This is a genomic window from Polaribacter sp. Z022, from assembly GCF_023555495.1.
Taxonomy (GTDB): Bacteria; Bacteroidota; Bacteroidia; order Flavobacteriales; family Flavobacteriaceae; genus Polaribacter.
Genome location: NZ_JALCZO010000001.1, coordinates 478220 through 499551 on the forward strand (window position 1 = coordinate 478220; position 21332 = coordinate 499551).

The following is a 21332-nucleotide window of genomic DNA, read 5'->3' on the forward strand; positions in this document are numbered from 1 at the left end:
ATTAAAATTAAGCCAAAATACAATAATAGATTTATAACAATAATTTAATACATAAATCTAGTTTATAATTGTAATTTGGTAATTAAATAAGAAGTAAGAATTAATGACAAGAAAGAAGAAAAAAATATATAAAAAGAAAGGTAGAGTTATAAAAGACCTAACTAGAAACATATTTAAAATCTTAAATGAAGACAGCGAAAAGTTTTATAATTATAAACAAATTGCTGCCAAATTAAAAATTTCTGATACTGATGGTAAAACGCAAGTATTAAAGAAATTGGTAGAATTAACTGCTACCAAAAAAGTAAAAGAAATAGACAGAGGTAAATTTCAAATTAATGCAGACAGAAAATATTCTATTGGTACTTTAGATGTAACTTCTAATGGAAATGGGTATTTTATTTCTGATGATTATGAAGATGATATTTTTATACCAAATATTAATTTAGGAAAAGGTTTACATAATGATACTGTAAAAGCTTACGTTTATAAAAAACGAAATGGAAAAAAATTAGAAGCAGATGTTGTAGAAATTGTAGAACGTGCAAAAACTGAGTTTGTTGGTGTTTTACAAAAGAATAAAAACTTTGGTTTTGTTGTACCAGATAACAACAAAATGTATGCAGATATTTTTATTTCTAATAATAAAATGAATGGGGCAGAAGATGGAGATAAAGTACAAGCAACAATTACAGATTGGCCACAAAATTCTAAAAATCCTTTTGGAAAAATTAATAATGTTTTAGGGAAACCAGGAGATCATAATACAGAAATGCATTCTATTTTATTAGAATACGATTTACCTTATGAATTTGAACCTGAAGTAGAAAAAGAAGCAGAAGCTTTACCTATAGAAATTACCAAAGAAGAAATTGCAAAACGTAGAGACATGCGTAAAGATTTAACCTTTACCATAGATCCAAAAGATGCAAAAGATTTTGATGATGCTTTGTCGTTTACAAAACTAGAAAATGGTAATTATGAAGTAGGAATTCATATTGCTGATGTTTCTCATTATTTACAACCAAAAACTATTTTAGATGATGAAGCTTATGACAGAGCAACCTCTGTATATTTAGTAGATAGAGTAGTACCAATGTTACCAGAAATGTTAAGTAATGGGGTTTGTTCTTTAAGGCCTAATGAAGAAAAATTAACGTTTTCTGCTGTTTTTGAAATTAATGAAAAAGCACAAATAGTAGGAGAGTGGTTTGGTAGAACTGTAACCTATTCAGATCAACGTTTTGCATATGAAGAAGCACAGTCTATTATAGAAAATGTTAAACTTTCTAATGATATTAAATCATATACAATGCCATTAGAAACTTCAATTATTGATAAAGAATATACTGTAACTCCAGAAATTGTAGAAGCAACTTTACAATTAGATAAATTAGCAAAAATTCTTCGTAAAAAAAGAATGAAGCAAGGTGCAATTTCTTTTGATAGAGTAGAGGTGAAGTTTAATTTAGATGAAGAAGCAAACCCTGTTGGTGTTTTCTTTAAAACATCTAAAGATGCTAATAAATTAATTGAAGAATTTATGTTGTTAGCAAACAGAAAAGTAGCAGAATTTATTGGTCGTCATCAAGGAAAACCTTCAGGTAAAACATTTATTTACAGAGTACATGATGAACCTGATGTAGAGAAATTAGCTTCTTTACAAAACATCATCAGTAAATTTGGATATAAAATTAATACAGATACAAAAGAATCTACTTCAGAATCTTTAAATCAGTTATTAAATGATGTAAATGGTAAAGCAGAATCTAATATGATAGAAACTTTAGCAATACGTTCTATGTCTAAAGCTGTATATACCACTCAAAATATTGGTCATTATGGTTTGGCTTTTGATTACTATAGCCATTTTACATCACCTATAAGACGTTATCCAGATGTAATGACACATAGATTACTGCAACATTATTTAGATGGCGGAAATACGCCAAAAGCAGATTTATATGAAGAAAAATGTAAACATTCATCTAAAAGAGAAGAATTAGCTTCTAAAGCAGAAAGATCTTCTATAAAATATATGCAAGTTAAATACATGCAAGATCATAAAGATGAAGTTTTTGATGGAGTTATTACAGGAGTAACAGAATGGGGAATATATGTAGAAATTTCTTCTAATAAATGTGAAGGAATGGTTAGAATTAGAGATATAAAAAGTGATTATTATATTTTTGATGATGAGCAATATGCAATTGTAGGGCAGTCTACCAAACATTTATATCAACTAGGTGATGATGTACAAGTAAAAGTAAAACATACAGATTTAGAACGTAAACATTTAGATTTCTCTTTGATTGAAGACTAGAAAATTAATTTAGTTTGTCATTTCGACCTTGTGGAGAAATCTCAACTTACCAAAAATTTTTCTATTTCATTATATTTCGCTCAAAATAACAATACTTTAAAAACATTAAAAAATATGATTTTAACAACAACACATAATATAGAAAACTTTAAAATAGTAGATTATTTAGGTATTGTAACAGGTTCTGCTTACGATTCTAGTTATTCATCAAATGGAAAAAAAATGTCTTTTACAGATATGTTTAGCATGTCTAAATATAGAGAAATGTATACATTAGGTTTAGAAGCTATTAAAGAAAAAGCATTTCAGAATTTAAAAGAAAATGCAATAAAATTAGGTGCAAATGCAGTTGTAGGTATTCAACTAGATGTAGAACCGCTTGCAAATTCTAATACTTTATTAGTTTCTATTACAGGTACAGCAGTTAAAGCAGAATAGTTTTTAACTACTTAAAAATTAGAAAAATACGTCATTTGACGTATTTTTTTTGCTTTCAATATGATTCAATTTTGTAGAAAACTAAATCATCATGAAAACAAAACTACTTTTATTATTTTTCTTACCATTTATCTGTTTTTCTCAAACACAATTAGGTAGTCAAATAAATAACCCAGATGAAAATAATATAAAACCAAGTAAATTTGGAACTGGTGTAGCTGTTTCTGCTGATGGCTCTATAGTTGCTGTTGGTGCACCAGGAAATAATGAAGATAGTTTTGTAAGAGTTTATAAATATGAAAATAATGATTGGCAACAATTAGGATCTGATATTGTAAACGAATCAATTTTAGAAAAAGTTGGTAGCAGTGTTTCTCTTTCTTCAAACGGATTAACAGTTGCTATTGGTGCAGTAGATGGTGGTAATTTAGACGAAGGTCTTGTTAGAATTTATGAGTTTAAAGATAATAATTGGCAAAAAACTGGAGAAATTGTTGGAGATGGAATTCAATTTTATTTAGGATACAAAGTAAAATTAACTCCAGATGCTAAATTTTTAGCAGCATCTGCTTACAGAGATAAATCTTCTAAAAAAGGAACAGTTAAAGTTTATGAAAACATTGATGGAAATTGGACACAAAAAGGCACAAATTTACAAGGAGAATTTAATTACGATGCTTTTGGTATTACATTAGATTTATCTGATGATGGAAATACGTTAGCAGTAGGAAATAAAGGAAGAAAAAAAGTTGAGGTTTATAAATTTGAAAACAATGATTGGGTATTATCTGGAAATGCTTTTATAGGTCTAAATTCGCCAATTAGTGTTTCTCTTTCTTCTAATGCAACAAAAATTGCAGTAGGTTCTAGTACAGGAGTTTCTATTTATGAAAATAATGCTGGTTCTTGGAATTTATTAGGAAGTAAAATATCTTTTGGTAATTATACTGCACTTTCTCCTGATGGCACAAAAATAGCAATTGGAGATGCAGATGCTTATACTATTAAAAATTATATTTTTGAGAATAATACATGGTCTCAAAGAGGTGTAGATGTTAAAACCTGGAGAGGAAGTCAATTTGGTAAATCTATTGATATATCTGCTGATGGAGATACTTTTATAGCAGCAAGTGATACTGCTTTTCCTAGAATTTATACTTTTAATGATGCATTATTATCAACCAAAAATTATCTATTAAATAATGCAGTTAACATTTACCCAAATCCTATAAAAAACAGTTTTAATATAAATATTACTAATTCTTTAAATGTAAAAGAAGTAGTTATTTATACCCTTTTAGGTAAACAAGTATATAAAAGCTATTCAACAAAAATTAATATTTCTCACTTATCTAAAGGTATTTATTTATCAAAAATTATAACAAATAAAGGTTCAATACTTAAAAAATTAATAAAAAATTAAAGTTATAGTATTATTAATTTTTTCATCTTTGTCACAATAAAAGACTAAAAAAGTCTTTATAGTGGTATACTTATAAACATAAGTATCATAATCAAATTTATAAATGATGAAAAAATTAGTTTTTATATACTCGTTATTATTCAGTTTAGTATTAGTTGCTCAAACTAAGGTGAACAAAAATTTAGGAGATTTTACTACTTTAAAAGTTTATAATGGAATAGAAGTAGAGTTAATTAAATCTAAAGATCAGAAATTAGAAATTACTGGTGAAAAATCTGAATTAGTAAAGATTAAGAATGTAAACAATACTTTAAAAATTTCTTTACCTTTTTCTTTAAAACCAGAAAATAATGCAGCAAATGGTAAAGTTTTAGTAAAATTATTTTACAATAAAAGCATTGCTATTATAGATGCAAATGAAGGTGCAACTATTACAGGTAAAGATATAAACCAAGATAAATTAGAAGTAAACTCGCAAGAAAGAGCTTTTATAAACCTAACAACTAAAGTAAAATACTTAAAAGTTAGAACTTCATCTGGAGGTATAATTAAACTTTCTGGTACAGCAGATAACCAAGAAGTAGATGTAGATTTATATGGTATTTACAATGGTTTTAATTTAAAAACAATTGGTAACTCTAATGTATTTGCTGGTTCTGGTGCTAAAGCAGAAGTTTTAGCAGGACAAACTTTAAGCGCAAAAGTTAGTTTTGGAGGTTCTATTTTTTACAAAGGTGAGCCAGAAGTTGTTAAAGATAAAAAGGTAATTGGAGGTATTATTCAAAAAAGGAATTAACATCTGTTTACGTAATATGCTTTTTTGTATCTTTGTAGTATTAAATTAAAGAAAACATGTATAGTTTAGGAATATATTTTGGAATGATAGGTGGACCACAAGTAATTATTATTGTTGTGGTAATTCTTTTATTATTTGGTGGAAGAAAAATTCCAGAATTAATGAAAGGTTTAGGAAGTGGAATTAAAGAGTTTAAAAACGCTGCTAAAGAAGAAGAACCAGAAGAAAAAATAGAAAGCAAAAAGTAGTATAATTACTTACTTTATTATTAAAATAAAAAAAGCTCAACTGTAAATAGTTGAGCTTTTTAGTTTTTTAAATTAAAATATCCCCCAATATTTTTAATTTAATTTTGAATTACAAATATAAATTTCAATTTTTAAATTTTTAAAAATTTGTTGTAAACAGGAAGGTTTTAGAGGTTTTTGGGATAAATGGGAACATTTATCGTAATAAACTTTGCAAAGATTCTTTAGAAAAACTTCTAGAAACAGGAATTGTAATTGGTATACTGTCTGATTTTAACATATAACCTCTTGCATTTCCATATATATCATTTATAAAATTAGTATTTACAATATAACTTTTATGACATCTAATAATATTTTGGTAATCATTTAGAGAACTATTTATTTTAGATAATGTTACTCTTAATATTTTTTCTTTTAAATCATTATTTTCATTCATTAAAAAGAAACTTGCATAATTTCCTTGAGATGTTATATAAACTAATTCTTCTATAGAGAAGCTTATACATTCCTTTTTGTTATCAGAATAAATTTTAACTTTTAAAGGTAGCTCTATAACCTCCTTTTTTAATTTTTCTTTATTGTGTTTATTAATTTTTTCAGCTCTTTTTTCTCTTTTTTCTCTTACATTTTTTTCATTAATAAAAATAAAAAATACTACTGGTAAGGTTCCAACTAAATAAGTGTACCATAAAAAGGTTGTTAAACTTATATTCTTTAAATGATATTTACTTTTATAAATATTACCTAAAGACCAAATAAGAATTCCTGTTAGAAGTATACCAATAATAATTAAAAATAAATTTCTACCAATTGTCCAATTATCTTCGTTAAAATAATTTTTAAAGAATAATGCAGGTACATATAAAAAAAAGACAACTCCAAAAAAGGTAATAAACCCAATACCAAGTGTATATTCTAGTAAAATATTTTCTAATGATACTAAATAAAAAGGTTTAAATATGTATAAAAAGAGGAATACAAATAAACCTATGCACACTCCAATTTTAAATTTAAATTTAATTGAAGGGTTAAAATAGTATGGCGTAGATAACCAAGAAATAATTTTATTCATTCAATTTTTATTTAATTAAATCATTTAATTCAGCTTTTTTTATATTTCTAGAAACAGGTATTTTAATAGATAATAAATCTGACTCTAAATAATAACCTCTAGCATTACCAGAGATAGAATTTATAAATTTAGCATTTATTATATATGATTTATGACAACGTTTTATAGTATTATATGCAAATAAATCATTAGTAATATTATTTAAAGTTGTTCTTAAAATCTTTTCTTCTAAACCGTTTTTAGTTTTAAAGAAAAAACTTGCATAATTACCTTGAGAAGTAATATATATAAGTTTTTCTATATCAAATGTAATAGAATCTTTTTTGTTTTCTGCTAATATTTTAATTTCAGTTTTAAGTTTAGTATTTAATTTATCGCTTTTTTTAGAAACCTTAAGTTCCATTATTTTTTTGGAAGCTTTTTCTCTTTTTGTTGTGTATATTTTTTCACTAAAAAAAGTATATAAAAATATTGGAAAAATAGCGATAGAAAAAGTATATAAAAAAATGTCTTTTAAAGACAATACAAACCCGTTTTCTGAAATTTGAACGCTAGAATTATATAACCAATTACAAGTACTAATTAATGTTATAAGAATTAAAAGAAATAAGATATTTTTTCCTATTGTCCATTTTTCGTTTTTAAAATAATCTTTAAAAAAATATGGAATTACTATAAATAAAAAAGATTCTACACAAAATGTAACAACCCCAAAACCTAAACTATAAAAGAATAAATTATTTTTTACTTCTGCCATTCCAAATGGCTGAAATATATATATAAAAAGAAACACAAAACTACCTATAGCAATACTTAGTTGTAGGTGAATTTTTGGATCTGATTCAAAAAAATATGGTTTTTTAAGCCATTTTAAAATAGACATTTTTATAATTTTACAGCAGTACCAGAAGCTGTAACCATTAGCATACCTCCATTTGGGCCAACAGTTTCATAATCTAAATCTACAGCTACAATTGCTTCTGCACCTAAAGATAATGCATTTTCTTGCATTTCTTTTAAAGCTGCATCTTTAGCTTGCCTTAAAACTTTTTCATAAGAACCAGATCTACCACCAACAATATCTCTAATTCCAGCAAAAAAATCTTTAAATATGTTTGCGCCAATTATGGTTTCTCCTGTTACTATGCCTAAATATTGAGTAACAGGTTTATTTTCTATGGTAGGTGTAGTAGTTATTATCATTTTATAGTTTTTTTCTAGACATTGTTCCTTGAGGAATAATTAATTTGGTTTTAAAATTTGGTAAAACTTGACTCATAGCAGGATTTGCTAATTGTTTAGCTTCAATAAAAGTCCAGTATTTTTTACTTTCATTATAAATTCCTAACAAATAAGATACAGAGGTAATTTCTTCTCCATTAAAATTCATTACATAATTGTTTTTTATAAAACATCTGTATTGATTTTGTTCATTAACAATTTCTGAAACAGAAATTACATCAGCAACTTTAAATTCAAATCCTTGATTTTTCATTGAAATCATAGATTTAGAAATCATTTCTAATGCTTTTTCTTTACCACCCATTATTTTTATAACAGGTAAAAAAGTGTGTTTTACAACTGTTTTAAAATCTGAATTTAATGTAGCTTTTGCCGTTTTTTTAGCATCTCTTAATGCTTCATCTTTTGTTTGAGAAATTGTATTAAAACAAAAGATGAAGACAAATAAGAGGGTAATTATTTTATTCATTTAATTTTTTATTTTCTTTACTCTTTTTCATGGCTTCACCAATTTGATTGCTTGCTGTAAAACTTGCAACCATATCATTTAACATTTGGCTACCTGCTTGAGGTGAGTTAGGTAATAAAATTAAATTACTGTTAGTTTCTTGTCCTATAGATTGTAAAGTATCATAATGTTGTGTTACAACAATTAAAGCAGAGGCTTCTTGACTGTTAATACCTACTTTATTTAACACTTCTACACTTTCTTCTAAACCACGTGCAATTTCACGTCTTTGATCTGCAATACCTTGTCCTTGTAAACGCTTGCTTTCTGCTTCTGCTTTTGCACGTTCTACAATTAAAATACGTTGTGCATCTCCTTCATATTGAGCAGCTACTTTTTCACGCTCAGAAGCATTAATTCTGTTCATTGCTTCTTTTACTTGAGCATCTGGATCTATATCTGTAACTAAGGTTTTAATAATATCATAACCATAAGTCATCATTGCATCGTTTAATTCAGATTTTACAGCAATTGCAATATCATCTTTCTTTACAAAAACGTCATCTAATTTCATTTTTGGAACTTCTGCACGTACAACATCAAAAACATAAGAAGTAATTTGATCATGTGGATAATCTAATTTATAAAATGCATCATACACTTTATCTCTAATAACTTTATATTGTACAGAAACTTTTAATTTTACAAATACATCATCTAATGTTTTTGTTTCTATAATAACATCTAACTGTTGTATTTTTAAACTTAGCTTTCCTGCAACCCTATCTACTAATGGAATTTTTAATTGTAATCCTGAATGTCGAATACTTTGAAATTTTCCAAAACGTTCAATAACAGCAGCTGTTTGTTGCTTTACCATAAAAAAAGCAGCAAAAAGTATAAGTAATCCTAAGACAATAATAATTGGTAAAATTGGTGGCATAGTTATTTTTTTTAAGTTAAAAATTGTTTTATGTAAATATACTGAATTTCAGTAGTTATTTATAGGACGTTTTTTTATTAAAATGTTACAATTTAGAAATAAAAAAAGCCTTGTAAAATTTAATTTACAAGGCTTTAATTTTTTATTATTTAAACTTATTTGGTTTCTTTTGGAAAAACTTTATAAAGTTTTTTATTATACTTTATCCACTTTTTATATTGCTTTTCAGATAGCAAACCTTTAATAGATTTATCTAATTTTGTGTCTTCTTCTTTTAAAATTGTAGAAAGAGGTAATAAGTTTTCAATCATTTTTTTTCTAATTTTAGCTTGATTAGAAAAATCTCCACTAGCCATAGCTGATTTTTGAAAATTATCAACCATTTGTTTGGTACTTTTTATTAGAAAACTATTTATTCTTGTAATGTCTTTTATATCTTTATTATAAGTAGTTAAAATTTTAGAAAACTCTTTTCCTTCTTTAGAAGATAACTTAATACTAGATTTTTTAGCGGCTTTTTTAATATCATATTTAACTATTCCTAAATATTTTTCTATCGGAAAATCTGGATCCTGTGCTTTTGGTTGCGTTTGTGGCATTTGTCTTTGACGTTGATTTCTACCATTTCCATAACCATATTGTGCTTGTGCAGAAAAGGCACAAAATAGAATAATAAGTAAGATAATTTTTTTCATGATTTATATTTTTGAAATCGCGTTTTGTAATCTTTTAATTGTTTCTTCTTTACCAATCATAGCAATTATATCAAATAAATGAGGTCCTGCTAATTTACCTACTAAAGACAATCTTAAAGGTTGCATTACTTTACCAAAACCAATTTCCTTGCCAGAAATCCATTCTTTAACTTCTTTTTCGGTATTATCTGAAGAAAAATCTTCGATTGATGAAATTACGTTAATTAATTCATTCATTAAATCTGGAGTTCCTTCTTTCCAGTTTTTCTTAGATGCTTTTGCATCATATTCTGTTGGTGTTTCAAAAAAGAAACTAGATAAATCCCAAAAATCATTCACAAAAACAGCTCTTTCTTTTATAGCAGTAACAACTTTTAATGCATATTCTTTGGTTGTTGTAATCCCTTTTTCTAAAAGAATTGGTAAAAATAATTCAGTTAATGCTGCATCAGATTTTGTCTGCATGTATTGTTGATTGAACCACTTTGTTTTATCTGGACTAAATTTTGCACCAGATTTACTAACTCTTTTTAAATCGAAAGCTTCAATTAAACCTTCTAAAGAAAAGATTTCTTGTTCAGTTCCAGGATTCCATCCTAAGAAAGATAACATATTTATAAAAGCATCTGCAAAATAACCATCTTCTTTATAACCACGAGAAACATCACCAGAAACTTCATTTGTATATTCTAAAGGAAAAACAGGAAAACCTAATTTATCTCCATCTCTTTTACTTAATTTTCCTTTACCAACTGGTTTTAAAATTAAAGGTAAATGTGCAAATTTTGGAGCATCCCAACCAAAAGCTCTGTATAATAAAACGTGTAATGGCATTGATGGTAACCATTCTTCTCCACGAATTACATGTGATATTTCCATTAAATGATCATCTACAATATTTGCTAAATGATATGTTGGCATACCATCTCCTTTAAATAAAATTTTATCATCTAAAGTATTGGTATCAATTTTAATATTTCCACGAATTTCATCTTCCATTTGTAAGATTTCATCTTGTGGTGTTTTAAAACGGATTACATAATTTTCGCCAGCACTAATTTTAGCTTGTACTTCTTCATCGCTTAAAACTAAAGAGTTTACCAAACGTCCTTTTTCTCTGTTATGCCAGTTATAAATAAAGGTTTTACCTTCTGCTTCATGACCTTTTCTATGTCCATCTAATTGTTCTGCAGTATCAAAAGCATAATAAGCCCAACCTGTTTTTATTAAAATATCTGCATATTCTTTGTACAATTCTTTACGTTCTGATTGTCTGTAAGGTCCAAATTTTTCATTTTTTCCTGGTCCTTCATCAAAAGGAATATTACACCAATCTAAGGCATCAATAATATATTGTTCTGCATTAGCAACATAACGTGTTTGGTCTGTATCTTCTATTCTTAAAACAAAAGTTCCATTATATTTCTTAGCAAATAAATAATTGTATAAAGCTGTTCTTACACCTCCAATATGTAAAGGTCCTGTAGGACTTGGGGCAAAACGAACACGAACATTAGATTCCATTTTTTATATTTTTTAATTCTAAATCTCTAATTTTAATGTCATTTTGAGCATTACTTAAATCAAAATATATTTTGATTTAAAGTACTTAGCGAAGCTAAAATGAAGTTGAAAAATCTATTTATAAAAAGATTTCTCCATTTTAGTCGAAATGACAGACTGTTTTACTTATTTAATAATAAGCTTTTATTTTGCGCAAAGATAGTTTTTAAAAGAGAAATTGGAAATTAGACAAAAGAAAAAAGATTGTATTTTTATAAGATGAAAATGAAAAGGCATTGTGATTTATGCGATCATCAAAAATTAAGTCTACAAAAAGGAGATTTATGTGGGTTAACCAATCAAAAACCTGAGTTTAATAGAACGTGTACAACCATTGATTTTGGTAATAATTTATTAGATATTTTAGAAGATATTCTTGTTGATTTAGAAGAATTAAAAAACACCAAAAAGAAGGTTTATAAAAATGTTGTATCAGGAAGTATTGTAGGTGTTTTCTTGTTGATATGTGGTTATATAATTTTTGATTATTTTTACAACAACGAACTAAAAGCTATAATCTTAAAATTTGATAAAAGTAGTGTAGATTCAATAGGGTTTTTAATAATTGTTTCAGGAAGTGTTTTAATAACTGGATATCATTATTTAAAAAAAGCAATTAACAATTTTAGTAATCATAAAAACCAACTTATAAGCTTAGAAAATTATAAACTTGAAATAGACGAAGTTTTAAGTTTATACAACCAAAAGTATAAATACAAAATTACTTTTGATAAAGAAGTTCATGGAACTCAAGAGATAGATATTGAAATTGAGTTAACCTAAAACTTTTTATAAATTCCAACAGATAAAGCAACTTGTTTTGCCACATTATTTCCAAAAAATGCAGCAGGTAAACTTGCTGTCATTCCAAAATTATCAGAGAATTCTCCAATAGCTTTTACACCAACAACACCATATTCTTGATCATTAACATACAAACCTGTTCCTATATTAGAGCCTGTTAATACTACGTTTCCATTATTAAAAGATTTTTCAATATCTAAAAATCCAACTAACCATAAGTTTTTAGAAACTTTACGTCCATATTCTCCACCAACTTTAAAGTTAGAAGAATAGTTGTTTGTTCTAATTTTAGAACCAATAAATGTTTGTAAATAAGCTTTATTAAAACTTTTTCCTGCTATAAAAAGAGGAGTAAAAGTATATGCATTATAACCCGTTCTTATACCAGAATCTATATAAAAAGAACTTGTATTTGCTTCTACAGAAAATTGACCAGAAAACAACCAATCTTTTTTATAAAAGTTGTGTTTTAAACCAATTTCCAAATTTCCTAATGCAGTTTCTTTATGTTTTATTGGGTTACAAGGTGCTGTAACACACATAACATTTTGATTAAATGAAATTGATTTTAAAGGTAGATTTACAATTAAAGTGGTTTTATCTGAAATACCATATTCCCCATAAAATTGAAAAGTATTGTCTGTAACAGTTCCATTTATTACATACTCTGGGTCACCAAATAAAGTATCATAACTTGGTATTGTAGAATATGAAAATTGTGTATAAAATTTCCCTTTTTCTTGTGTCCAAGGTCCTTGTGAAAATGCTGAAATACTTACTAATAAAATTAAAAGTTTTACTATTTGTTTCATCTTTTTAGAATTTAAAACTTTAGTTGTAATAATCTTTAAATACTTACAAAAATCGTTTTAACAGTTATTTGATTGCGTATCAATGTAAAAATAGTATTTTTAAAAGTTAATTATGACTGGATTTAAGAGTATAGAGCAAAAATTACATCAATTTACGCGTAAATATTATATAAGTGAATTGATTAAAGGAAGTATTTTATTTCTTTCTTTAGGATGTTTGTACTTATTTTTCACCTTGTTTTTAGAGTATTTTTTGTGGCTAAAACCTACAGCAAGAACCGTTTTATTTTGGATGTTTTTAGTAGTAGAATTGTTTTTGCTCATAAGGTTTATTTTCTTACCTATTTTTAAATTAATTGGTTTAAGAAAAGGAATTAGTTATGAGCAATCTTCAAAAATTATTGGCAGTCATTTTCCAGAAGTTCAAGATAAATTATTAAATGTTTTACAGCTAAAGCAAAACTCCAATCAATCAGATTTGTTATTGGCTAGTATTCATCAAAAATCAGAAGAATTACAACCCATTCCTTTTGTAAAAGCAGTAGATTTTACAAAGAATAAAAAGTATTTAAAATATGCTATTATTCCTGTGTTAATTTGGTTAATTACTTTATTTACAGGAACTAATGGAGCACTAACTCAAAGTTTAAAACGTGTTGTAAATCATAGAGTTACCTACATTCCTCCAGCACCATTTTCTTTTTCTATAAACAATAGTAACTTAAAAGTAATTCAAGGAAAATCAATTACAATTTTGGTAGAATCAATAGGAAAAATTTTACCTAATGAAGCCAAAGTTCTATTTGATAATCAAGAATATTATTTGCAAAATAATGGCAATGGTTCTTTTTCGTACACGTTTTCTGACGTACAAAATCCTATAGATTTTTTTATTGCAGCAAATGGAGTTGAATCTAAAAATTATACAATAGAGGTTATTAAAACTCCTACTATAAATAATATTTCTTTAGATCTTAAATATCCTAGATATTTAAGAAAGAAAAATGAAACCATTACAAATTCTGGAAATATTGTTGTACCAGAAGGAACTACTATTATTTGGAATGTAAATGCAAATCAAACAGATTCTTTGTCATTTATAAGTAACAACAAAAGAGCATTTTTTGAAGCAGTTTCTGTTAATAATTTCAAATATGCTAAGAAAATTAAAAATGCAATTAATTATCAAATTGCCTCATCAAATACAAGTCTTAAAGATTTTGAAAACTTACAATTTGCTGTAGATGTTATAAAAGATGATGTTCCTTTAATTTCTGTACAATCTAATATTGATAGTATTTCACGTGGAACAGCACAATTTATGGGTCAAATTTCTGATGATAATGGATTAAAAAAATTACAAATTGTATATTATGATGATACCAATCCTGAAGTAAAAAACACTTTAGATTTACAAATTACTAAAGAAAACATTCAAACTTTTTTTTACCAATTTCCTGATGGATTAAAACTTACACAAGGAATTAATTATGAATTGTTTTTTCAAGTTTTTGATAACGATGCTGTAAACGGAAGTAAAAAAGCAAAGAGTAAAGTTTTTAATTATCGACAAAAAACAACAGAAGAAATAGAGGAGGAGTTGTTGCAAGAACAAAGAAATACAATTAACAATATTGAAAATTCTATTCATAAACAACAAAAACAAAATTTAGAATTAGACAAAGTTCAAAAAGATTTACAAGTAAAAAAGAAATTAAATTGGAACGATAAAAAGAAGATTCAAAAGTTTATAGAACGTCAGAATAATTATAATAAAATGATGCAACGTCAAACAGATAAGTTGCAAGAAAATCTTGAAGAAAATAAAGAAACAAATGAAAATCTTCAAAATAAAAAAGAAGAGCTTAAAAAAAGAATAGAAGAACTTAAAAAATTAGAAAAGCAACAAAAGTTGTTAGATGAAATTCAAAAAATGGCCGAAAAACTAAATAAAGAAGATTTAGTAAAAAAAGCCAAAGAATTAGCGCAACAAAATAAACAACAAGAAAGAAGTTTAGAACGTATTTTAGAATTAACAAAACGTTTTTATGTTGAACAAAAAACAATGCAAATTGCAGATAAAATTGATAAACTTTCTAAAAAACAAGAAAAGTTAGCCAATAAAAAAGAAAAAAATTTAGAAGCTCAAAAAGAAATTAAAAAAGAGTTTAACGAAATTAAAAATGAACTTAAAGAACTTAATAAAGATAATAACAAATTAAAAGAACCTTTAGAGCTTCCAGATGTAGAAGATGAAAAAGAAGACATAGATAAAGAATTAAAGAAATCAGAAGAAAATCTTACTAAACAAAATTCTTCTGATGCAAAAAAAAGTCAGAAAAAGTCTTCTAGTAAAATGAAAGAAATGAGTGCTAAAATGCAAAAATCTATGATGGAAATGCAAGAAGAATCTATGGAAGAAAACATGGATGATTTGCGAAAAATCTTAGAAAATTTAGTAACGTTTTCTTTTAAGCAAGAAACTTTAATGCATAAGTTTGAAGAAACGTCAACTTCTCATCCAGACTTTGGTAAAGACTTAAAAAAACAAAATCAACTTAAAACTTATTTTGAGCATATAGATGATAGCTTGTATGTTTTATCTATGCGTTTACCTAAAATTTCTGCAAAGATTAAAGACGATTTATCTACAACACATTATAATTTAAATTCTTCTTTAGACAATTTTTCTGAAAACCGTTTTTCTAACGGAATTTCAAATCAAAGATATGTAATGACTGCAGTTAATAATTTAGCAGATTATTTAAGCAATATATTAAATAGCATGAAAAATGCAATGTCTATGAAAATGGGCAAAGGAAAAAGTGGAAAAGGGAAAGGTTTTAGCTTACCAGATTTGATAAAAAAACAAGAAGGTTTATCAAAAAAAATGGAGAAAGGTATGAAGCAAGGAAATAAACCAGGTAATAAAACAGGCAAAGGAAAAGAAGGGAAAAAACCAGGTGAAAAAGGAAAGCCTGGAGAAACAGGTAATCAAGGAAAAAAAGGTAAAGGAAATAATCCTGGACAAAGTGGTAATAAAAATGGTAGTGGAGAAGGAGAATCTAATGATGATTTAGATGGTGAGATTTATGAAATTTATAAACAACAAAGTTTATTAAGACAAGAATTACAAAACCAGATTCAACAATCTGAAAAGGGTGGTAATGGTATAAATTCTGAAGCTAGAAAAGCTTTAAAAAAGATGGAAGATCTAGAAAATGAAATTTTAGAAAAAGGATTTAATGCAGGGACACTTCAAAAAATGCAAAATTTAAATTATGAATTACTTAAGTTAGACAAGGCATCTTTAGAACAAGGAAAGGATAAAAAGCGTAAATCTACTTCTAATTTAAAGGAATTTGAAAAAAGAAATATAAAAGCAATACAATTTAAAAAGCTGTTTTATAATCAAACAGAAATATTAAACAGACAATCATTACCTTTGCAGCAAAATTATAAAAATAAAGTTAGAGCATATTTTTCTAGCAATAAGAAAGATTAGGTATGATTACTTTTAATTACGAAACTTCATTTCAATTAAAAAATGAAAATATTTTAGAACATTGGATTGATACAGTAGCATCAAAACAAGACTTTAGTATTGGAGAAATTAATTATATTTTTTGTGATGATGATTACCTTCATAAATTAAATGTTGAATTTTTACAACATGATACTTTAACTGATGTTATAAGTTTTGACAATACTTTAGGGAAATTAATTAGTGGAGATATTTTTATTTCTATAGAAAGAGTTAAAGATAATGCTACAGATTTTAATGTTTCTTTTAATGACGAATTGCATAGAGTTATGATTCATGGTGTTTTACATTATATGGGTTTTAAAGATAAATCTGATAATGAAAAACAAGAAATGAGAAATCAAGAAAATAATGCATTATCAATTTTAAATAATTGATAATCAGATAAATATATTAAAAGTTTCACGTGGAACGTTAAATTATGAGTTTATTTACAACAACATATGATGTAATTGTAGTAGGAGGAGGTCATGCAGGTAGTGAAGCTGCTGCAGCTGCTGCTAATATGGGTGCTCACACATTATTAATTACAATGAATTTGCAAAACATTGCACAAATGAGTTGTAACCCAGCAATGGGAGGAATTGCAAAAGGACAAATTGTAAGAGAAATTGATGCCCTTGGTGGTTATAGCGCAATTGTTACAGATAAAACTGCAATTCAGTTTAAGATGTTAAACAAGTCTAAAGGACCTGCAATGTGGAGTCCAAGAGCTCAATCTGATAGAATGCAGTTTGCAGAATGTTGGAGAACAATGTTAGAGCAAACAGATAATTTAGACTTTTATCAAGATTCTGTTAATGGTTTATTGTTTGATGATAATAAAATTATTGGCGTAAAAACAGCTTTAGGTTTAGAAATAAAAGCTAAAACTGTAATTATAACAGCAGGTACTTTTTTAAACGGATTAATACATATTGGCGATAAAAGTTTTGGTGGAGGTAGAGCAGGAGAAGGGGCTTCTACAGGAATTACAGAAGACCTAGTTTCTAAAGGTTTTGAATCTGGTAGAATGAAAACAGGTACACCTCCAAGAGTAGATGGTAGATCTTTAGATTATTCTAAAATGATAGAACAACCTGGTGATGAAATAACAGAAAAATTTTCTTATTTACCAGTAACAAAACCACTTGTTAAACAACGTTCATGTTATTTAACGTATACAAATGCTGAAGTGCATAATTTGTTACGAGAAGGTTTTGATAGGTCTCCAATGTTTAATGGTAGAATTAAATCTACAGGACCTAGATATTGCCCTTCAGTAGAAGATAAAATTGATCGCTTTGCATCTAAAGAAAGACATCAAATGTTTATTGAACCAGAAGGTTGGACTACTTGCGAAATGTATGTGAATGGCTTTTCTACTTCTTTACCAGAAGATATTCAAGATAAAGCAATACGTGCTGTAGCAGGTTTTGAAAACGTAAAGTTTTTAAGATATGGTTATGCAATAGAATATGATTATTTTCCACCTACACAATTAACCCATTCTTTAGAAACTAAGTTAATTGAAAATTTATTTTTTGCAGGTCAAATTAACGGAACTACAGGTTATGAAGAAGCAGCTGCTCAAGGATTAATGGCTGGTGTAAATGCTGCTTTAAAAGTACAAGGTAAAGAACCTTTTATTTTAAAAAGAAATGAAGCTTATATAGGTGTTTTAGTTGATGATTTAATTACTAAAGGAACTGAAGAGCCATATAGAATGTTTACTTCTAGAGCAGAATATAGAACTTTATTAAGACAAGATAATGCAGATTTAAGATTAACTCCAATTGCATTTAAACTTGGTTTGGCTTCACAAGAAAGAATGGATCGTGTAATTGAGAAGCAAGAAAAAGCAGATTTATTAATTCAGTTTTTACAAAAAACAAGTGTTAAGCAAGAAGAAATAAATCCTATTTTAGAAGCAAAAAATTTAGCTTTAATTAATCAGTCAATGAAGCTTTATAAAATTGCAGCTAGACCTCAATTAGAGTTTTCTGATTTTAAATCAGTAAAAAAATTAAGTACTTTTTTAGAAGAAAATAATATTGATAAAGAAGTAATAGAACAAGCAGTAATCCATTTAAAATATTCTGGATATATAGAAAAAGAAAAAAATAATGCTGATAAATTAAATAGGTTAGAGAATGTTATGATTCCTTCTAAATTTGATTATCAAAAAGTAAAATCACTTTCATTTGAAGCTAGAGAAAAGTTGACTAAGATTCAACCTACTTCAATTTCTCAAGCGAGTAGAATAAGTGGTGTTTCCCCAAGTGACATATCTGTATTATTAGTTTATATGGGTAGATAAAAAAAGAAAAAATGCTATTGTTCCTCGTGGAACATTTTATAAAAAAAGAAAAAATGGGAAAAAAAAGAGAACTTCATAAAAGGTTAGAACCTTTTTTAAATTGTATCGATTTTACAGTTTCTAAAGAAACGTATGAGGTTATGTTAAATCCAGATTACGAGATGTTAGTTACATCTCCAATACCTGTAGATTTAGAAAATTATTATAAAAGTGAAGATTACATCTCTCACACAGATAGTAAAAAATCTTTATTTGATAAAGTTTATCAATCTGTAAAAAACTACACATTAAAAAGAAAACTATCATTAATTAATTCTTTTAAAACGAGTTCTAAAAGTATATTAGATATTGGTGCAGGAACTGGAGATTTTTTAAAAGTTTGTAAAAATAATGGTTGGACTACAGAAGGAACAGAGCCTAGTATAGATGCTGTTAATATTGCAGCTCAAAAAGGAGTGTTTCTTAAACAAAGTTTAGATGAAATAGAAAACAAAAAATACGATGTAATTACACTTTGGCATGTTTTAGAACATGTAGAAATGTTTTCTGATTATGTAACAAAATTAAAAAACCTTTTAAAAGAAGATGGTAAATTAATTATTGCTGTTCCAAATTTTAAAAGTTACGATGCAAATTTTTATAAAGAGTATTGGGCAGCTTTTGATGTACCAAGACATCTTTGGCATTTTTCTCAAACATCAATTCATAAAATATTTTCTGAAGAAGATATGATTGTAGAAAAAACAATACCAATGAAATTTGATTCTTATTATGTTTCTCTTTTAAGCGAAAAATATAAATCTGGAAAAATGAAACCTTTTAATGCCTTTTATAGAGGTTTTATATCAAATTTAAAAGCTAGAAAGACTTCTGAGTATTCTTCTCTTATCTATGTAATAAAAAAGTACTAAAAACGTATTTAAAAGCGTTTTAATATATGTTTATTAATGTAAACGTAATAATTACTTACTAAAATAATAAACCCTCTTAAATCGCATATTTTAAGAGGGTTTATTATAAGTAAAATTTATGAAAACACGTACATTTGATAAAAATTAACTATTTAACAAGTATACACCACAAAGTGTAATAATAAAATACACACCTAAAGACATTGCTCCTGGATAATCTTTTGCCAAACGTTGTCCTATTAACATAAAAATAATTGAGACCGCAGAAAGCTCTAAACCTAATAATGCAATTTCTTTTAAGCCTAAAGTGTAAATTTGATAAACTCCAATAATCATTAAAACACTAGCAATAATTTCTATAATTAAAAGAATTGCTAATAAAAACGGAACATTTTTTTTTAAAGGAGAATTTTTAAAGTGTTCTGTAATATAAGTAACACTTCCTTTCCAGTCAGAAATTTTTTCTATAGCAGATATAACATATGTAATTATTAAAAATATTAAGATTAATATTTCTGTAGGATGATTAGAAAGAAATTTCATTGTTTATTTTCCTGTTATATTTTTTAAGAAGTTTTTTACTTTAGCAGTAGCTTCTTTAATATCATCTTGTGCGTCTTCAGCTAAATCTGCTAAATGTTCTGCAGCTTCACTTGCAAACTCAGATCCTTTTTCTGATATAATATCAAAAGCTTCTTTTGCATCTACTGTAAATTCTGCAGCTTTTTCTTTTGCATTTTTCTTATAGGTTTCTGCTTTTTGTTTAGCTTTTTCTACATTTTCATCAAAAAAAACATCATTTATTTTCTCTTTTGTTGAACTTAAAATTTCTTTAACTTCTTCTTTAAAAGCTGCATCTACTGGTTCCCAAAGTTCAATTTTATTTCCTTCATTATCTAATATCCAAGCAAATTTTCCGTAATCAAACTCTTGTGTTTCTCCAACAATTGTTACTCCTTCTTTTTTTAATTCTTCTAATAATTCAGCTAAATTTTCAACTCTATAATTAAACATAAAGTCTTTTTTAGAAGGTTCAAAATAATCTGTATCATTTGCAAAAGGACTCCATTGAGTTGAGCATTTATTTCCTTTATTGTCTCTCCACCAAAAAGTACATCCCCAATCATCAGTATTAAAACCTAAGTGTTTTTTATACCATTCTTTAGATGCTTTAGAATCTTCAGATTTAAAAAATAAACCTCCAATACCAGTGACTCTTTTTTTCATAATTTACTTCTTTTTAATGTTTGTTTCGTAAATATTTATCCAATCTTTAACACTTAATTTTGTGCATAATTCACCAATTAAATCAAAAGGAATTTCTTCCAATTTTTTAAAACGGATACAACTTTTACCCATGTCTAATTTTCGTTTACAATATTTTGGATATTCATTTACAAACCAATCATGAATTTCTGGTACTGCATAAATACCACTATGATATAAATTCACAGAATTTTTTTGAGAAGCAAAACTCATAAAAGGCAAAGGTTCTTCTGGTTTACAATGGTAACCATCAGGATAAATTGAATGTGGCACATAATAACCAATCATGCCATATTGTATTCCTTCTTCGAAATCTTTAGGTAGATTATCTTTGATAGTTTTACGTAATTTTTTTAAAGTTTCATGTCGTTCTTCAGGAACTTGATTTATATAATCTTCTGGTGAAGTGGCTTTGTATTGCATAACATCAAAATTTGATGGTTACAAGTTAGTAATTTTTTTTTGAGTCTGTTATTTTGTGTAATACAAAGTGTAGTAGAAA

At 26.6% G+C, this 21332-nt stretch carries 20 protein-coding genes and 1 pseudogene; 10 read left to right on the top strand and 11 right to left on the bottom strand.

Annotation, left to right across the window (positions count from 1 at the left end; all coding sequences use genetic code 11):
* Positions 1-103 precede the first annotated feature (103 nt).
* The 5 genes from rnr to tatA all read left to right on the top strand — a co-directional run bounded on the left by rnr (position 104) and on the right by tatA (position 5228).
* On the top strand, positions 104-2323 hold the full coding sequence (gene rnr / locus MPF13_RS02155) for a ribonuclease R (RefSeq protein ID WP_249980668.1): 2220 nt from the start codon (positions 104-106) through the stop codon (positions 2321-2323).
* Positions 2324-2437: 114 nt separating this feature from the next.
* Positions 2438-2761, top strand: coding sequence for a YbjQ family protein (locus tag MPF13_RS02160; RefSeq protein ID WP_249980669.1), 324 nt, complete (start codon positions 2438-2440; stop codon positions 2759-2761).
* A 91-nt stretch (positions 2762-2852) separates the two neighbouring features.
* Positions 2853-4184: a T9SS type A sorting domain-containing protein gene (locus tag MPF13_RS02165; RefSeq protein ID WP_249980670.1), complete on the top strand. Its 1332-nt coding sequence runs from the start codon at positions 2853-2855 to the stop codon at positions 4182-4184.
* Positions 4185-4290: 106 nt separating this feature from the next.
* Positions 4291-4980 carry a head GIN domain-containing protein gene (locus MPF13_RS02170; protein ID WP_249980671.1) on the top strand — a complete coding sequence of 230 codons (690 nt, stop codon included), beginning with the start codon at positions 4291-4293 and terminating at the stop codon, positions 4978-4980.
* Between the two features lie 56 nt (positions 4981-5036).
* Positions 5037-5228 carry a twin-arginine translocase TatA/TatE family subunit gene (gene tatA, locus MPF13_RS02175; protein WP_249980672.1) on the top strand — a complete coding sequence of 64 codons (192 nt, stop codon included), beginning with the start codon at positions 5037-5039 and terminating at the stop codon, positions 5226-5228.
* Positions 5229-5424: 196 nt separating this feature from the next.
* On the opposite strand, the gene MPF13_RS02180 is transcribed toward tatA, so the two are convergent.
* The 7 genes from MPF13_RS02180 to gltX form a co-directional block, all read right to left on the bottom strand.
* Positions 5425-6303 carry a LytTR family DNA-binding domain-containing protein gene (locus MPF13_RS02180; protein WP_249980673.1) on the bottom strand — a complete coding sequence of 293 codons (879 nt, stop codon included), beginning with the start codon at positions 6301-6303 and terminating at the stop codon, positions 5425-5427.
* A 7-nt stretch (positions 6304-6310) separates the two neighbouring features.
* On the bottom strand, positions 6311-7186 hold the full coding sequence (locus tag MPF13_RS02185; RefSeq protein ID WP_249980674.1) for a LytTR family DNA-binding domain-containing protein: 876 nt from the start codon (positions 7184-7186) through the stop codon (positions 6311-6313).
* A gap of 2 nt (positions 7187-7188) precedes the next feature.
* Entirely contained in the window at positions 7189-7506 is a 318-nt protein-coding gene (locus MPF13_RS02190) for a heavy metal-binding domain-containing protein (protein ID WP_249980675.1), read from the bottom strand.
* A 1-nt stretch (position 7507) separates the two neighbouring features.
* A complete protein-coding gene (locus MPF13_RS02195) occupies positions 7508-8014 on the bottom strand; it encodes a hypothetical protein (protein WP_249980676.1) in 507 nt (168 codons plus the stop codon).
* Entirely contained in the window at positions 8007-8936 is a 930-nt protein-coding gene (locus MPF13_RS02200) for an SPFH domain-containing protein (protein WP_249980677.1), read from the bottom strand. Before MPF13_RS02200 ends, MPF13_RS02195 begins: the two co-directional genes overlap by 8 nt.
* A gap of 155 nt (positions 8937-9091) precedes the next feature.
* Positions 9092-9631, bottom strand: a complete 540-nt coding sequence (locus MPF13_RS02205; protein WP_249980678.1) for a hypothetical protein — start codon at positions 9629-9631, stop codon at positions 9092-9094.
* A 3-nt stretch (positions 9632-9634) separates the two neighbouring features.
* On the bottom strand, positions 9635-11155 hold the full coding sequence (gene gltX / locus MPF13_RS02210) for a glutamate--tRNA ligase (RefSeq protein WP_249980679.1): 1521 nt from the start codon (positions 11153-11155) through the stop codon (positions 9635-9637).
* 264 nt (positions 11156-11419) lie between these two features.
* Between gltX and MPF13_RS02215 the strand changes: the two genes are divergently transcribed.
* A complete protein-coding gene (locus MPF13_RS02215) occupies positions 11420-11977 on the top strand; it encodes a hypothetical protein (RefSeq protein WP_249980680.1) in 558 nt (185 codons plus the stop codon).
* On the opposite strand, the gene MPF13_RS02220 is transcribed toward MPF13_RS02215, so the two are convergent.
* A complete protein-coding gene (locus tag MPF13_RS02220; protein ID WP_249980681.1) occupies positions 11974-12810 on the bottom strand; it encodes a hypothetical protein in 837 nt (278 codons plus the stop codon). The genes MPF13_RS02215 and MPF13_RS02220 overlap by 4 nt on opposite strands.
* Positions 12811-12922: 112 nt before the next feature.
* Between MPF13_RS02220 and MPF13_RS02225 the strand changes: the two genes are divergently transcribed.
* From MPF13_RS02225 to MPF13_RS02240, 4 genes are read left to right on the top strand one after another with little or no spacing between them, the layout of a single operon-like run.
* Positions 12923-16315, top strand: a complete 3393-nt coding sequence (locus tag MPF13_RS02225; protein ID WP_249980682.1) for a DUF4175 family protein — start codon at positions 12923-12925, stop codon at positions 16313-16315.
* 2 nt (positions 16316-16317) lie between these two features.
* A complete protein-coding gene (gene ybeY / locus MPF13_RS02230; RefSeq protein WP_249980683.1) occupies positions 16318-16731 on the top strand; it encodes an rRNA maturation RNase YbeY in 414 nt (137 codons plus the stop codon).
* A 44-nt stretch (positions 16732-16775) separates the two neighbouring features.
* Positions 16776-18653: a tRNA uridine-5-carboxymethylaminomethyl(34) synthesis enzyme MnmG gene (gene mnmG, locus MPF13_RS02235; RefSeq protein WP_249980684.1), complete on the top strand. Its 1878-nt coding sequence runs from the start codon at positions 16776-16778 to the stop codon at positions 18651-18653.
* A 53-nt stretch (positions 18654-18706) separates the two neighbouring features.
* Entirely contained in the window at positions 18707-19564 is an 858-nt protein-coding gene (locus MPF13_RS02240; protein ID WP_249980685.1) for a class I SAM-dependent methyltransferase, read from the top strand.
* 144 nt (positions 19565-19708) lie between these two features.
* Here the strand turns inward: MPF13_RS02240 and MPF13_RS02245 are convergent, their stop codons facing one another.
* The 3 genes and pseudogenes from MPF13_RS02245 to MPF13_RS02255 form a co-directional block, all read right to left on the bottom strand.
* Positions 19709-20107 carry a DoxX family protein gene (locus MPF13_RS02245; protein ID WP_249980686.1) on the bottom strand — a complete coding sequence of 133 codons (399 nt, stop codon included), beginning with the start codon at positions 20105-20107 and terminating at the stop codon, positions 19709-19711.
* Positions 20108-20407: 300 nt separating this feature from the next.
* Positions 20408-20791 (bottom strand): annotated as a pseudogene (locus MPF13_RS02250) (VOC family protein); the annotation flags it as partial.
* A gap of 3 nt (positions 20792-20794) precedes the next feature.
* Positions 20795-21253, bottom strand: a complete 459-nt coding sequence (locus tag MPF13_RS02255) for an iron chaperone (RefSeq protein ID WP_249980687.1) — start codon at positions 21251-21253, stop codon at positions 20795-20797.
* Positions 21254-21332: the final 79 nt, after the last annotated feature.